The 13703-nt window shown below is 66.5% G+C and carries 9 protein-coding genes; 5 read left to right on the top strand and 4 right to left on the bottom strand.

What is annotated here, in order from left to right; translation table 11 throughout:
• The first annotated feature begins 24 nt into the window (after window positions 1–24).
• Complete coding sequence (locus tag CA236_RS10950; RefSeq protein WP_164518914.1) at window positions 25–432, top strand: lipocalin-like domain-containing protein; 408 nt, start codon at window positions 25–27, stop codon at window positions 430–432.
• Here CA236_RS10950 and CA236_RS10945 read toward each other — a convergent pair whose 3' ends face one another.
• The gene (locus CA236_RS10945) at window positions 433–1233 is read right to left on the bottom strand and encodes a transglutaminase-like domain-containing protein (protein ID WP_046408242.1); all 801 of its coding nucleotides are present in this window, start codon (window positions 1231–1233) and stop codon (window positions 433–435) included. It abuts the gene before it with no gap.
• A 217-nt stretch (window positions 1234–1450) separates the two neighbouring features.
• On the opposite strand from CA236_RS10945, the gene CA236_RS10940 reads away from it, so the two are divergent.
• Window positions 1451–3997, top strand: coding sequence for a PAS domain S-box protein (locus CA236_RS10940; protein WP_125945613.1), 2547 nt, complete (start codon window positions 1451–1453; stop codon window positions 3995–3997).
• 30 nt (window positions 3998–4027) lie between these two features.
• On the opposite strand, the gene CA236_RS10935 is transcribed toward CA236_RS10940, so the two are convergent.
• The 3 genes from CA236_RS10935 to CA236_RS10925 all read right to left on the bottom strand — a co-directional run bounded on the left by CA236_RS10935 (window position 4028) and on the right by CA236_RS10925 (window position 6902).
• The gene (locus CA236_RS10935; RefSeq protein WP_125945612.1) at window positions 4028–5128 is read right to left on the bottom strand and encodes an FAD-dependent monooxygenase; all 1101 of its coding nucleotides are present in this window, start codon (window positions 5126–5128) and stop codon (window positions 4028–4030) included.
• Window positions 5107–5760 (bottom strand): methyltransferase domain-containing protein, encoded by a 654-nt coding sequence (locus CA236_RS10930; protein ID WP_125945707.1) that lies wholly within the window; start codon window positions 5758–5760, stop codon window positions 5107–5109. Before CA236_RS10930 ends, CA236_RS10935 begins: the two co-directional genes overlap by 22 nt.
• A gap of 92 nt (window positions 5761–5852) precedes the next feature.
• Window positions 5853–6902, bottom strand: a complete 1050-nt coding sequence (locus CA236_RS10925) for a type III polyketide synthase (RefSeq protein ID WP_125945611.1) — start codon at window positions 6900–6902, stop codon at window positions 5853–5855.
• Window positions 6903–7099: 197 nt separating this feature from the next.
• Here CA236_RS10925 and CA236_RS10920 point away from each other — a divergent pair, with 197 nt between their 5' ends.
• From CA236_RS10920 to CA236_RS10910, 3 genes are all read left to right on the top strand, one after another.
• On the top strand, window positions 7100–8191 hold the full coding sequence (locus CA236_RS10920; RefSeq protein WP_241212612.1) for an NADH:flavin oxidoreductase: 1092 nt from the start codon (window positions 7100–7102) through the stop codon (window positions 8189–8191).
• Window positions 8192–8776: 585 nt separating this feature from the next.
• On the top strand, window positions 8777–10504 hold the full coding sequence (locus tag CA236_RS10915; RefSeq protein WP_206430549.1) for a hypothetical protein: 1728 nt from the start codon (window positions 8777–8779) through the stop codon (window positions 10502–10504).
• Between the two features lie 99 nt (window positions 10505–10603).
• The gene (locus tag CA236_RS10910) at window positions 10604–13636 is read left to right on the top strand and encodes a TonB-dependent receptor (RefSeq protein ID WP_052742466.1); all 3033 of its coding nucleotides are present in this window, start codon (window positions 10604–10606) and stop codon (window positions 13634–13636) included.
• Window positions 13637–13703 lie beyond the last annotated feature (67 nt).

Genomic DNA, 13703 nt, shown 5'->3' with positions numbered 1-13703 from the left:
TGCTCTCGAATGCACAAGGACCTCATGATCGATCTTCTCGGCACCTGGACGTTGCTGTCCTGCGTCAGCCAGCGCGGCAGCGAGGAGCGCCGGACGTTCGGCGATCCGCCGGCTGGCCAATTGCAATACACCGCCGACGGCCGCATGTCGGCATTCCTGATGGACCCCGCCTGGGCAGCGGCGGGCGACCCGAAGGCCGACAGCTTCACCCAGTTCTTCTCCTATGCCGGCACCTGGCGGCGCGATGGCGACCGGGTCACGCACGACATATTGTTCGCCTCTCAGCCGACGCGGGTTGGTACCAGCTTCGTGCGGCTGATCGTGCCGCTGGGCGAGGACCGGATCGAGCTGGTGACCGAGCCGGAAGTCTCGAAATCCGGCCAGACCTATGTCACCCGGCTGACCTGGAAGCGGGTGGGGGCGGCAGGCTGATCAGGCGGCGGCGAGCGCGTTCAGCGTGTCGGTGACTCGCTGGCGCAATTCGGCGTCGCGGGTGATTTCCAGGATCGTGCCAAGGCTCGCGCGCGCCTTGGCGATGTCGCCGTCGACCAGCTCCAGCCGCGCGCGCTGCCACCAGGCATGGGCATATTCGGGCGCGACCAGCGTCATCCGTTCATAGAGGGTCAGTGCGCGGCGGCCCTGGCCGGCCTGTTCGGCGCGGCTCGCCTGGTTCTGCAGCAGGCGGATCAGGATCGCGCGATTGGGCATAGCGCTGACATGTGTCACCGGGCCATTGTCGCTGGCGAAGGCGGTGGCCAATGCCGCCAGCCGCTCCGCATCGACGCGCGCCCCGCCGATGAACGGATCGATGATGACCGGCGCCACATCGGCCCCGACCAGCACCAGTACGTGGCCCGGAAAATCGAGGATCTCCGCACGCCAGCCCAGCCGGCGCGCTGCCGCGACATAGAGGATAGACAGGCTGATCGGCAGGCCGCGGCGGCGATCGATCACCCGGATCAGATCGGCATTGGCCGGATCGTCATAGGTCTGGTCGTCGCCGATGAAGCCAAACTCGTCGCCCAGCACCGTCTGCAACGCCGCGGCCTGTTCGGCGGCGTCCTCGCGATCCTCGCCGATCCGCTCCAGCCCCGCGGTGATCGCGTCGAGGACGCGATCATAGGGGTCGAGATCAACCTCCGGCTGGTCCAGCCGGGCGAGCGCGAGCGCGGCTTCGTCCAGCACGATGTCCTCATCATCGATCAGGCCCAGGCGGTTCACGTCGTCGTCCATGATGGCAACATGGGGATGCAAGGCCCCCGCTGCAAAGCCGAAGGGGGCGGGGCGGCTGAACGCTCGGCTCTCCGCACGGCTTGTCCCATCTTCATGCATCGTATCGCAGGATTGGGCGATCGGCGGATTCCCGTGCGGAGCAATTTAGGTTAGGTCGCGTTAAATCTTTCGAACGCCGACCGTATTTATCCCCGGCATGCAGGATCTTGCTCTGACGATGTTGGATTTTTCGCCGCAGGGTCTTCGCCACGGCAATGGACGTGCCAGGGTTGTGGAGAGGTCGTGCGCCGATCTGGTTGCCGCAAAGGACTGGTCGCAAACCCCGCTTGGCCCACTCGACGGCTGGCCGCACAGCCTGCGCAGCGCCACCGCCCTCCTGCTGCGCTCCCCCGTGCCGATCGTGATGCTGTGGGGCGAAGAGGGCGTCATGCTCTACAATGACGCTTATTCGGTGTTCGCCGGTGGCAGGCACCCCGACCTGCTCGGCTCCAACGTGCGCGAGGGCTGGCCGGAGGTCGCCGATTTCAACGACAATGTCATGCGGGTGTGCTTGGCCGGGCGCACCCTCCATTATCGCGACCAGGAACTGACGCTCAATCGCAACGGCCGGCCCGAAAAGGTCTGGATGGACCTCGATTACTCGCCGGTGCCCGATGAAAGCGGCCGGCCCGCCGGGGTGATCTGCATCCTCGCCGAGACGACCGAGCGGGTGGCGGCGGAGCGGCGCAGCCAGTTCCTCCTGTCCATGTCGGACGAATTGCGCACGCTTCGCACGCCGGCGGAGATCACCCGCGCAGCCTCGGTGCGACTGGGTGAATGGCTGGGGGCGAGCCGCGTATTCTATGCCGAGATCGACCACGGCATGATGACCGTGACCGATGATTATCATCATGGCGTAGCGACGATCGTCGGGCGTCATTCGCTCGTGTCGTTTGGCGACGACCTCCTCAACGCCTATCAGATCGGCACCCCCGTGGTGGTGCGTGACGTGCCCGACGACGATCGGCTCAGCGATGGCGCTCGTGCCGGGCTGACCGATCGGCAGGTGGGTGCCTTCATCGACGTGGTGCTGTTCGAGGGCGAGCAATGGGTCGGCCTGCTGGCGGTACAGAGCGCGACGCCGCGCGCCTGGACCCCGGCGGAGGAAAGCCTGGTGCAGGAGGTGGGCGAGCGCGTCAAAAGCGCCATTGAGCGGGCCCGCGCCGAACTCGCCCTGCGCGAGCTGAACGAGACGCTCGAGGCGCAGGTTGCGCTGCGCTCCGCCGAGAGTAACCGGCTGTGGAACCTGTCGCAGGACATGCTGGCTCGGGCTGACTATCAGGGGATGATGTCCGCGGTCAGCCCTGCCTGGACTCAGGTGCTGGGCTGGAGCGAGGATGAGCTGCTGTCGCGCGGCTATGCGACCTTCATGCATGACGAGGATACCGGCCCGACCCTCGCGGCGATCGCCCACATGGCCAGGACGCGCAGTGCGGCGCGGTTCCAGAACAGGATCGCGACGCGCGACGGCGGTTGGAGGCACATCGAGTGGACCGTCGCGCCTGAACCCGACGGGGTCAATTTCATCGCCGTCGGCCGCGACCTCAGCGAGACCAAGGCACGCGAGGCGGAGCTGGAGATTGCGCAGGAGGCATTGCGCCAGAGCCAGAAGATGGAGGCGATGGGCAGCCTGACCGGCGGTGTCGCGCATGATTTCAACAACCTGCTCACCCCAATCATCGGCTCGCTCGACATGCTCGTCCGCCACGGCGTCGGTAGCGATCGCGAGCGGCGGCTGATCAACGGCGCGCTGCAATCGGCCGAGCGCGCCAAGACCCTGGTGCAGCGCCTGCTCGCCTTCGCCCGGCGCCAGCCCTTGAAGGTGACCGCGGTCGATGTCGGCCGGGTGGTCGAGGGAATGATGGGGCTGATGCGCTCCACCTTGGGGCCGACGGTGGAGCTGCGCACCGATCTCGCCGCCGAGCTTCCCCCCGCGATGGCGGACGCAAACCAGCTCGAGATGGCGCTCCTCAACCTGGCGGTGAATGCCCGCGACGCCATGCCGGGCGGCGGCCAGCTGACGATCGCGGCGCATCCCGACAAGGTTCGCGCTGATCGCCCCGGCGGACTGCCGACGGGGCGCTATGTTCGGCTGAGCGTGATCGACACCGGCACCGGCATGGATGCGGAGACGGTGAAGCGCGCGATCGAGCCCTTCTTCTCGACGAAGGGGGTGGGCAAGGGGACCGGGTTGGGCCTCTCGATGGTGCACGGCCTTGCCGCGCAGCTGGGCGGCGAACTGACGATCGACAGCACGCCGGGCCAGGGCACTACGATCACCCTGTGGTTGCCCATGAGCGCCAGCGAGGCGGATCTCAGCGCCCCAACGCTTCACCTACCGACCCAAGGCACCGCGCTCGGCACCGTGCTGGTCGTGGACGATGAGGATCTGGTGCGGATGAGCACCGCCGACATGCTGGTCGACCTTGGCTACAAGGTGGTGGAGGCGCGCTCCGCCGAAGGGGCGCTGACCTTGGTCAACGGCGGGCTCGAACCCGATGTGGTCGTCACCGATCACTTGATGCCGGGGATGAGCGGCGCGCAGCTGGCCCATGCCTTGACGACGCTTCGTCCCGGGCTGCCGGTGCTGATCGTGTCGGGCTATGCCGAGGAGGAGGGGATCGACGCCAGCCTGCCGCGCCTGACCAAGCCGTTCCGCGCGGCGGAGCTTGCCGCCAGCCTGATGGCGCTGTCGCCGACCGGGCTGAGCCACGCGGTGCATTGAGCGCCGCGCAACCGGCCGCGCCTCTGCCGTTCAATCGCGGCGCGCTACCCGGGTGCGCGTCGCCAGCGCCATCAGCCGCAGCAGCGCGGGCGCGCGTGACACCGCCGCCACCATCGGCGTCGCCAGCGCAGGGCGCTCTGCCACGCCCCTGATGATCGCGGCGAGGCCGATCGGCCGGCGCAACGCCGTGCGGAAGCTCGCCTGCCAGTTCGGCGCCGCCGCCGCACCCCCGCGCACATAGGCCCGTGCGGCGTCGCTGCCGCTGGTGATCGCGATGGCCAGCCCTTCGCCGGCAAGTGACGGGATCACGCCGGCCTGATCGCCCAGTCGGAACAGCCCCGCCGGCCCCGCTGGCGTCCGCCAGCCATAAGGAACGTTGGCTACCGCATCGATGATGGGGCTGTCGAGGTGCCCCAGCCGGTCGCCGAGCGCAGGAAGCTCGTCGCCGATCGCGCGAAGCAGCGCGGCCGGATCGCCCGCCATGCGCAGCCGCGACCGCCGGACTGCGAGGCACAGGTTCACGCTGCCGTCCTCCTGCCGCACCGCGCCGGCATAGCCGCGATCGAAGAGGTGCAGCTCGACCGCGTCGCCGACCAGCCGGTCGAGCGCGGGTGAGGCGGCAAGGCGCAGGCGCAGCCCCAGCGCGGGATCGTCGCCGCTTGCAGCCGCCGGGCGCGGCAGGCCGCGAACGTCATGCTTGCCGCTGGCCAGGAACAGCGCGTCATGCCCGATCGTCGCGCCATCGTCGGTGCGGACGCCGCCTGCGATGCTGCGTACCGCCACGCCGCGCTCCACCGCTGCGCCCAGCGCGCGCGCGCGGTCCAGCATCACCGTGTCGAGCCGATAACGCGAGACGCCAAGGGCGGGACGCGGCAGGCGCGCCTCCGCCACGCGGGTCGCGGTCAGCACCCGCACGCGGGTCACTCGCGCCGGGCCCAGCGCCGCCTCATCCACACCCAGTCGTTGCAGCTCGGCCAGCGTTCGCCAGCTGAGAAACCCGCCGCACAAGGCGTCGCCCGTCTCGCGGCTGCGCTCCACCAGGAGGTGCGGCGCACCGGCCCGCGCCAGCACGATCGCGGCGGCGGCGCCTGCGGGCCCACCGCCGACGATCAGCGCTGGCGTTCGACGCACAGCCGGAACGGGAAATGGCGCGCGACCCGCGCCTGGGTGACGCCCGCCTCGGCCAGGATCGGCGCCCATTCCCCCGGACGATAGCTGCGCGCGATCGACAGGCGGCCGTCGTGCCGGACGATCGGATGCCAGCCGAACGCACGCGCCAGCAATGGATAGCCGAGGTGCGACAGCCGGTGGCGATGCAGGTCGTTGACGATCCAGCCGACGCGCGCCTCGCTTTCCATGAAGCCAAGGAAGGCGACGAGCTGATCGTGTGTCATGTGATGCGCGACGAGGCTGGAAATGACGAAATCCCACTTTTGCCCCGCCAGATCGGCATAGTCGCCCGTGATCCAGGTGATCGGCAGCTCGGCCGGCGTATGGGCCCGCGCCGCCGCCTCGCTGCGCGGGTTGAGATCGACGCCGGTGAGATCAAGGGCAATGCCGCGTCGTGCGCCCCAGCGGGCGATGTGCCGCAGCATGTCGCCATCGCCGAACCCCACGTCGAGAACGCGATAGCGTCGTCCCGGCCGGGCCGTGCGCGCGAGGAAGCGCAGCGTCGGCCGCGCGGCGAGCGTCACGACGTTCACCCTCGCCAGGTCGCGCACCACGGCGGCGTAGATGGCGGGATCGAGATCCTCGGCATCCATCAGCTCCTCCGCCTCGGCGCGCTGCGCCAGCGATCCGCCAAGCCAGGCACGACCCGGCGCGGGCGGGCTCCCCAGGAGCGTGCGAGCGTCGGTCATGCCGCGCTTCGGAAGTGGAAGCCCTCGGCGGCAAGGCCAGGCCCGAACGCCATGGCGACGCCGTGATCGACCGGCTCACCCTGAAGCAGCCGCGCGAGCACGAACATCAGTGTCGCCGATGACATGTTGCCTGCCTCCGCAAGCACGTTGCGCGATGGCGCCAGCGCGTCCTCGGCCAGCCCCAGCGAATGTTCCACCGCGTCGAGGATCGAGCGGCCGCCGGCGTGAACCGCCCAGCGATCGACCGGCCGCGCGCCAGTGATCGTCGCGCGCAGCGCCGGCTCCGCCAATGCCGTGGCAATGCGGCCGGGCACCTCGCCCGACAGATGCATGGCAAAGCCCTGGTCGGTGATGTTCCAGCGGATCAGCTCCGCCGCGCCGGGCAGCGTGGTGGCGAAGGGTGCCTCGATCGTGAACCCGCCGGGCTCGGCCGAGACGAGCGCCGCGGCAGCGCCGTCGCCGAACTGGAGCATCGCCAGCAGCGGCTCCAGCGCGTTCGACGCCTGGAGGTGGAGAGTCGACAATTCCACCGTCACGACCAGCACGCGGGCGTCCGGATCGGATCGCACGATGTGCCGCGCGGATCGCAGCGCGACCACCGCGGCATAACAGCCCATGAAGCCGACCAGGAGCCGCTCGACCGATGGCGACAGCCCCAGCCGCGCGGCGATGATCTGGTCGATCCCCGGCGCGACGAAGCCGGTGCAGCTGGCGACCACCAGATGAGTGATTCCGTCCAGCGGCTGCTGCTGCGCGAGCTGCTCGATCGCCCGCAATGCCAGCGCAGGCGCCGCCTGGGCATATAGCGTCATGCGCGCGGCCGTGCCGGGGTGCGGCTCGGCCGCGTAGAAGCCGCCTTCGGCCACCGGGGAGCCAGGGGCTAGCGGCAGCACCGACCAGCGATGCGCAATGCCGGAGCGCGCCGACATGCGATCGAACAGTCGCGCCTCCCGCTCGGGCAGCCGCTGGCGCGCCCAGTCGACAAAGGCGGCGTGAATATCCTGATCGGGCACGGCGGTCCCGATCGCCTGGATGGTCGCATGCACGAAAACCCGGTCCTCTTCGCGCCGTCAACGCGCGGCATGGACAATCGGCACCAACACTGATCGCCCGTCAATCGATCATTGGCCAACGGGTTGTTCGCTCCGTCAGCGCCATTACCTTGTGCGCAACCGGTCGCGCGGCGCGGGCGCTCTCTGCTCGCGCCGCCCGCCCGCCACGATCACCTTTCAAGGAGACCTTTGTGCCTGTCGAAACGCTGCTTCAACCAATGACCCTGACGCGCGGACCGGCGTGGAAGAACCGCTTCATGCTCGCACCGCTGACCAACCAGCAGAGCCACGCCGACGGCCGGCTGTCCGAGGAGGAAGCGCGCTGGCTGACGATGCGCGCGACCGGCGGCTTCGCGCTGACCATGACCGCCGCCGCGCATGTGGCAAAGGGCGGGCAGGGCTTCGAAGGGCAGCTCGGCGTCTTCAGCGACGATCATTTGGAGGGGCTGACCCGGTTGGCGGACGCGATCCGGGCCGAAGGATCGGTATCGTCGGTCCAGCTTCACCATGCCGGCAATCGCTCGCCCAAGGAACTGGTCGGCACGCCGGTCTGCCCCTCGGACGATCCCGAGACCGGGGCGCGCGGGCTGTCCACCGCCGAGACCGAGCAGGTGCGCGATGACTTCATCGCCGCCGCGAAGCGTGCCGAGCGCGCCGGCTTCGACGGGGTCGAGGTGCATGGCGCGCACGGTTATATCCTCGCGCAATATCTCTCGCCGGAGATCAACCGCCGCGACGATCGCTACGGCGGCAGCCTGGAAAACCGGGCGCGGCTGATCTTCGAGATCATCGACGGCATCCGCGCGGCCTGCCGGCCGGATTTCCAGCTGGGCCTGCGCCTCTCGCCGGAGCGGTTTGGCCTGAAGATGGCCGAGGTGCGCGACGTCGCTGCCGAGGTGCTGAAGCGCGGCGACGTGGATTATCTCGACATGTCGCTGTGGGACGTGAGCAAGGAGCCGGTCGAGGCCGAGCATCAGGGCCGGTCGCTGCTGAGCTATTTCACCGATCTGCCGCGCGGTGACGTGCGGCTCGGTGCGGCGGGCAAGGTGATGACCGCGCGCGATGCCGCCGGGGTGATCGATGCCGGTTGCGATTTCGCGGTGATCGGCCGTGGCGCGATCCTGCGGCACGATTTCCCCAATCGCGTGGCGCAGGACGCCGATTATCGCTCGCCGCCGATCCCGGTCAGCACCCAGCATCTGCTGGACGAGGGGCTGAGCCCGCAGTTCGTCAGCTACATGCGCAACTGGCCCGGCTTCGTGGAGACCGAAGCCGCGGAATGACGTGACGGGGAGGCGACGCCGACTCGCCTCCCCGTTCCTTTCTCAGCGGTGAAAAGGCGTATGGGCGCCTTAAGTGCCCCGACTCCGCCAATCGGAAGCCCTCCGTCTCGTTTGCCGTACCGCGCGCCGCGATGTTCGCAGTGCGACCATCTGAACGTAGAAGAGGCTCGATGCCGTGGCATCCGTGGTCGCGGCTATCGCAAATGGCGGGGCAGCAGCACTGGATCTGTCCCGATCTACTGGTCTACGAAGAGTGCTGACCGGCTGTTCGGCGGGGCTGGCAAAAGTCCACGGCCATCATCTAAGGCCATGTAAACAATAGAGTTGGCGCATCTTACTATGCTGCACTGGGCAGCGTTTCCTTCGGCCCGCCGCGGCAAGCCGCTCCGCACAACAAGTTGCAGCTGAAACCACCCCGACGTGACAGCCGCACGCCGGATCATCCATGCCAGCAAAGTATAACCTGTAGTTCTGCTAGGTAAACCTTAGTTCGCTATGCGAATAAAAGTTGACAAGCCGAATGGCTATGGCAATCCCGTGTTGCGACGCAGCGGGAGTGCGTCGCGGCATTTTGGGGGGTTGGACATGCGAGGGAAATTCGCGGTCGGCGCTGCGATGGCAGCGCTGGCAACGGCACCGTGTGCGCTTCAGGCAGAGGATTTTCGCGTCGAGCTTTCCGCGCCGGCCGCCAAGGAGGCGCCCTACGAGGGCCGCGTCATCCTGGTGCTCGCCGCCGACGACAAGAGCGAGCCGCGCTTCCAGGTCGATGCCAGCCATGACGCCGCGCAGGTGTTCGGCATCCCGGTCGAGGGGTTCCGCAACGGCCAGGCCCGCGTCGTCGGCAAGGACGTGCTCGGCTATCCGGGTCGCAGCCTCGCCAATGTGCCGGCCGGCACCTACACGGTGCAGGCGGTCCTCCATAAATACGACACGTTCAAGCTGGGCAACGGCAAGGTGGTGAAGCTGCCAGCCGCACGCGGTGCGGGGCAGAACTGGCGCAAGGAGCCGGGCAACATCATCAGCAAGCCGATGAAGGTGAACTTCGATCCCAAGCGCCCCGGTGAGATCAAGGTCGCGCTGACCGAGGTGATCGGCCCGGTAGAAGAGCCCAAGGACACCGAATTCGTCCGGCACTTCAAATTCAAGTCCGAGCGCCTGTCAAAATTCTGGGGTCGCGACGTCTATATGCGCGGCCACGTGCTGGTCCCGAAGGATTTCGACAAGCACCCCGAGGCGAAATATCCGCTCGCGATCTTCCACGGGCATTTCCCCGAGGATTTCGGCGGTTTCCGCACCACGCCGCCTGATGCGGACATCAAGTGCGAGCCCAGCAAGCGCTTCAAGAACGAAACCTGCTACGCCCGGACGGAGCAGCAGGAAGCGTATGACTTCTACCAGAAGTGGATCTCGCCCGATTTCCCGCGAATGCTGATCGTCGAGATCGACCATTCGAACCCCTATTACGATGACAGCTATGCGGTGAACTCCGCCAACATCGGCCCCTATGGCGATGCCATCACCTATGACTTCATCCCCGCGCTGGAGAAGAAGTTCCGCGGGATCGGCCAGGGCTGGGCGCGCTTCCTGTACGGCGGATCGACCGGCGGCTGGGAAGCGCTGGCGGCGCAGGTCTTCTATCCGGACGAATATAACGGCGCCTTTGCCGCCTGCCCGGATCCGATCGATTTCCGTCAGACGATGGTGACGGACATCTACAAGGACAAGAACGCCTATTTCTGGACCGGCCCGTTCGGGAAGGTCGCGAAGCCGGGCAAGCGCGATTACCTCGGCCATCTGTCGCACACGATCGAGGACGAGAACCGGCTGGAGCTGGTGCTGGGCGACAAGACGCGTTCGGGCGGTCAGTGGGACGTGTGGGAAGCAGTGTATTCGCCGATGGGCGAGGATGGCTATCCCAAGCGGATCTGGAACAAGGCGACCGGCGAGATCGATCCTAGCGTCGCCGCCTATTGGCGCGAAAATTACGATATGCGCCACATCCTGGAGCGTGACTGGCAGAAGCTGGCGCCAAAGCTGCACGGCAAGATCCACATCTATGTCGGCGACATGGACAATTTCTACCTGAACAACGCCGTTTATCTGATGGAGGATTTCCTGAAGAAAGCGCAGCCCGCTTATGGTGGCGAGATCCTTTATGGTGATCGCGACGAGCATTGCTGGAACGGCGATCCGACGCAGCCCAATTCCATCGGACGGCTGCGCTATAACTGGATGTACGTGCCCAAGATCCTGAAGCGGATCGAGGCGGCGGCACCCAAGGGCGCTGACCTGACGAGCTGGCGCTACAAGTAAGGCACTGGCCGCGTCGCTGGCGGGGGCTGGCGACGCGCGCCCATCTTCAACGAAAATCGATAAAATTCAGGGAGTCAGATGATGACGAATAGGTCACACTTGCGTCAATTTCTGCTGTGCTCGGCGGTCATGCTGGGCGGCGTCGCCACGCCCGCGATGGCGCAGGACAGCATTGCCGAGGCCGCCGGCCCGATGGACGATGGCGAAATCGTCATCACCGGCTCGCGCATCCGCTCGCCCAATCTGGAAAGCGTCAGCCCGGTGACCACTGTGTCGTCGGAGGAATTCGCGGTGCGCGGTACGGTGCGTACCGAGGATCTCGTCAACCAGCTGCCGCAGGTGTTCGCGGCGCAGGGCGCGGCCAATTCGAACGAGGCGACCGGCACCGCGCAGGTCGACCTTCGCGGCCTCAGCCCGTCGCGCACGTTGGTGCTGATCAACGGCCGCCGCCTGCCTTATGGTTCGCCCAAGAACATCCCGTCCGACTTGAACCAGGTGCCCACCCCGCTGATCCAGTCGGTCGAGGTGCTGACCGGCGGCGCATCGGCAGTCTATGGCTCGGACGCGATCGCCGGCGTCGTCAATTTCAAGCTGCTCGAGAATTTCAGCGGCATCCGCTTCTCCGGCAGCATCGCGGGTTTCCAGCACAACAATAATGACGAGGGGCTGCGCGACCTGCTCGACCGCAACAACCAGGCGGTGCCGGGCGCGTATCTGAAGCCGGACAAGAGCGTCTGGAACGGCTTCACCACCGAATTGTCGGCCGTCGTCGGCGGCAACATCGATGATGATCGCGGCAACGTCACCGCCTATGCGACCTACCGCAAGGTCAATCCGATCCTGCAGAAGGATTATGATTACAGCGCCTGCGCCCTGGGCGCGACGGGCCCGGGCGGCAATGCCTTCTCGTGCAGCGGCTCGGCGACCAACGATCCGGCGAACTTCACCAACGCCGGCCGTATCCCCGGCCTGCCGACCTCGTTCCGCGCCACCCGCGATGGTCAGTTCGTGCCGGGCACGCAGACCTACAATTTCGCGCCGTACAATTACTACCAGCGCCCGGACGAGCGTTACTCCTTCGGCGCCAACGCGCATTATGAAGTGAACGACAATTTCGTCCCCTATCTCGAACTGTCGTTCATGGAGGATCGCTCGGTCGCGCAGATCGCGCCGGGCACCAACAGTGCGGGCATCACCGTGGGCGCGGGCAGCATCAGCGGCATCAACTGCGACAACCCGTTCCTCAGCGCGCAGCAGGCGAACTTCCTGTGCACCAGCCGCGGCCTGTCGACCGGCAGCATCTATGACGCGGCGGGCAATTATGTCGGGCCGCAGTCGGTGGCGAACGGCGTGCTGGTCGCGCGCCGCAACGTCGAGGGCGGCAACCGCCAGGACGACATCACGCACCAGAGCTACCGCATCGTGCTGGGCGCGCGCGGCGACATCGCCGGGCCGTTCAAATATGATGTCTACGGCATCTATTCGAAGGTGAATTACCGCAGCCGCTTCTCGGGCGACGCTAACCGCCAGCGGACCGCCAATGCGTTCAACGCGGTGCGCAATTCGGCCGGGCAGATCGTCTGCGCGATCAACGCCGATGCCAACCCGAACAACAATGACGCGCGCTGCTCGCCGCTCAACTATTTCAGTGGTGCGGCCAGCCAGGATGCGGTGGATTATGTCGCCGAGGTGAAGTCGATCACCGGCGACACCAACCTCGTCAACATCGTCGCAGCGGTGGACGGCGACCTTGGCGAATGGGGCTTCACCTCGCCCTTCGCCAACAGTGGCGTCGCGGTCGCGTTCGGCTATGAATATCGCAAGAACTCGGTCGATTACCAGCCGGACGAAATCTACCAGGCGGCCGCCAGCCCCGAACTGCCGATCAACGGATCGGTCGCGGTGAAGGAATTCTTCGGCGAATTGATCGTGCCGCTGGTCGAACAGAAGCCGTTCTTCCACAGCCTGTCGTTCGAAGGCGCCTATCGCTATTCGGATTATGACAGCGGCTTCAAGACCGACACGTACAAGCTGGGGCTGAACTGGTCGCCGGTGCGCGATTTCCGCTTCCGCGGGTCGTACCAGCGCGCGGTGCGTGCGCCCAACGTGATCGAGCTGTTCTCCAGCCAGCAATTGTTCGAGGTCGAACTGACCGAGAATGCCAATGGCTCGTTCGATCCGTGCTCGGGCGCGGTGCCGATTGCGACCTTCGCGCAATGCGCCCGTACCGGCGTGACGGCGGGCCAATATGGCAACATCGTCGACAATCCGGCCGGCCAGTTCAACTCGCTGATCGGTGGCAATCCGGCGCTCGATCCGGAAACCGCCAAGACGCTGTCGCTGGGCGCGGTGTTCGAACCGCGCTTCGTGCCCGGCCTCGTCATCTCGGTCGATTATTTCGACATCAAGGTCGAGAACCTCGTCGGCAGCGTCAATCCGAACCTGTCGATCGCCAACTGCCTGGCGAATGGCGACCCGTATTTCTGCAGCCTGATCCAGCGCAGCCCCGACAGCGGATCGCTGTGGCAGGGCGAGAACGGCTACTTCCGCCGCTTCAACGTCAACACCGGATCGCTGCAGACGAAGGGCGTCGACGTGGTCGTCGATTACCGCCTGAACCTGAACGATCTGGGCATCAACGCCGGTCGCCTCAGCTTCAACCTGGTCGGCACCTATCTCGACTCCTACAAGACGGTGCCGCTGCCCAATTCGCCGCAGGCCGACGTGTATGAATGCGCCGGTCTCTATGCCGGCCTGTGCGGTCGTCCGCGGCCGGAATGGCGCCACAAGTTCATGACCACCTGGGCACCGGCCGACCGGTTCAGCCTGACGGGGACGTGGCGTTATGTGTCGTCGGTGAAGATCGCGCAGACCAGCAGCCAGCCGGCGCTGACCGGCAGCTTCTCCGAAGTGAACCGCGAACTGGGTTCGCGCAGCTACTTCGATCTCGCCGCCGCATTCCAGGTGCGCAAGGACCTGACCTTCCGCGCCGGTGTGAACAATCTGTTCGACAAGGATCCGCCGCTCACCACCACCGCGGCGATCGAGGACGGCGGCAACGGCAATACCTACCCGCAGTTCTACGATGCGACCGGGCGTTATTTCTTCCTCAGCGCGTCGGTTGGCTTCTAAGGAACATTGCCAATGGCCGGAGGCGCGCTGTAGCGCCTCCGGCATCTTTCGTGGGTGGGGGAATTGT

Origin of the sequence: Sphingomonas sp. ABOLG, from assembly GCF_003950435.1 — a bacterium.
Classification (GTDB): domain Bacteria; phylum Pseudomonadota; class Alphaproteobacteria; order Sphingomonadales; family Sphingomonadaceae; genus Sphingomonas; species Sphingomonas panaciterrae.
Note: the sequence above shows the minus strand (reverse complement) of the source record. Positions and strands in the feature narration are given on the sequence as shown.

Bases quoted from the DNA above. Each gene is read 5' to 3' on its own strand.
- CA236_RS10930 (WP_125945707.1), bottom strand. From the start codon at position 5,760: ATGGATGCCGAGGATCTCGATCCCGCCATCTACGCCGCCGTGGTGCGC.
- CA236_RS10950 (WP_164518914.1), top strand. From the start codon at position 25: ATGATCGATCTTCTCGGCACCTGGACGTTGCTGTCCTGCGTCAGCCAG.
- CA236_RS10945 (WP_046408242.1), bottom strand. From the start codon at position 1,233: ATGGACGACGACGTGAACCGCCTGGGCCTGATCGATGATGAGGACATC.
- CA236_RS10915 (WP_206430549.1), top strand. From the start codon at position 8,777: ATGCGAGGGAAATTCGCGGTCGGCGCTGCGATGGCAGCGCTGGCAACG.
- CA236_RS10940 (WP_125945613.1), top strand. From the start codon at position 1,451: ATGTTGGATTTTTCGCCGCAGGGTCTTCGCCACGGCAATGGACGTGCC.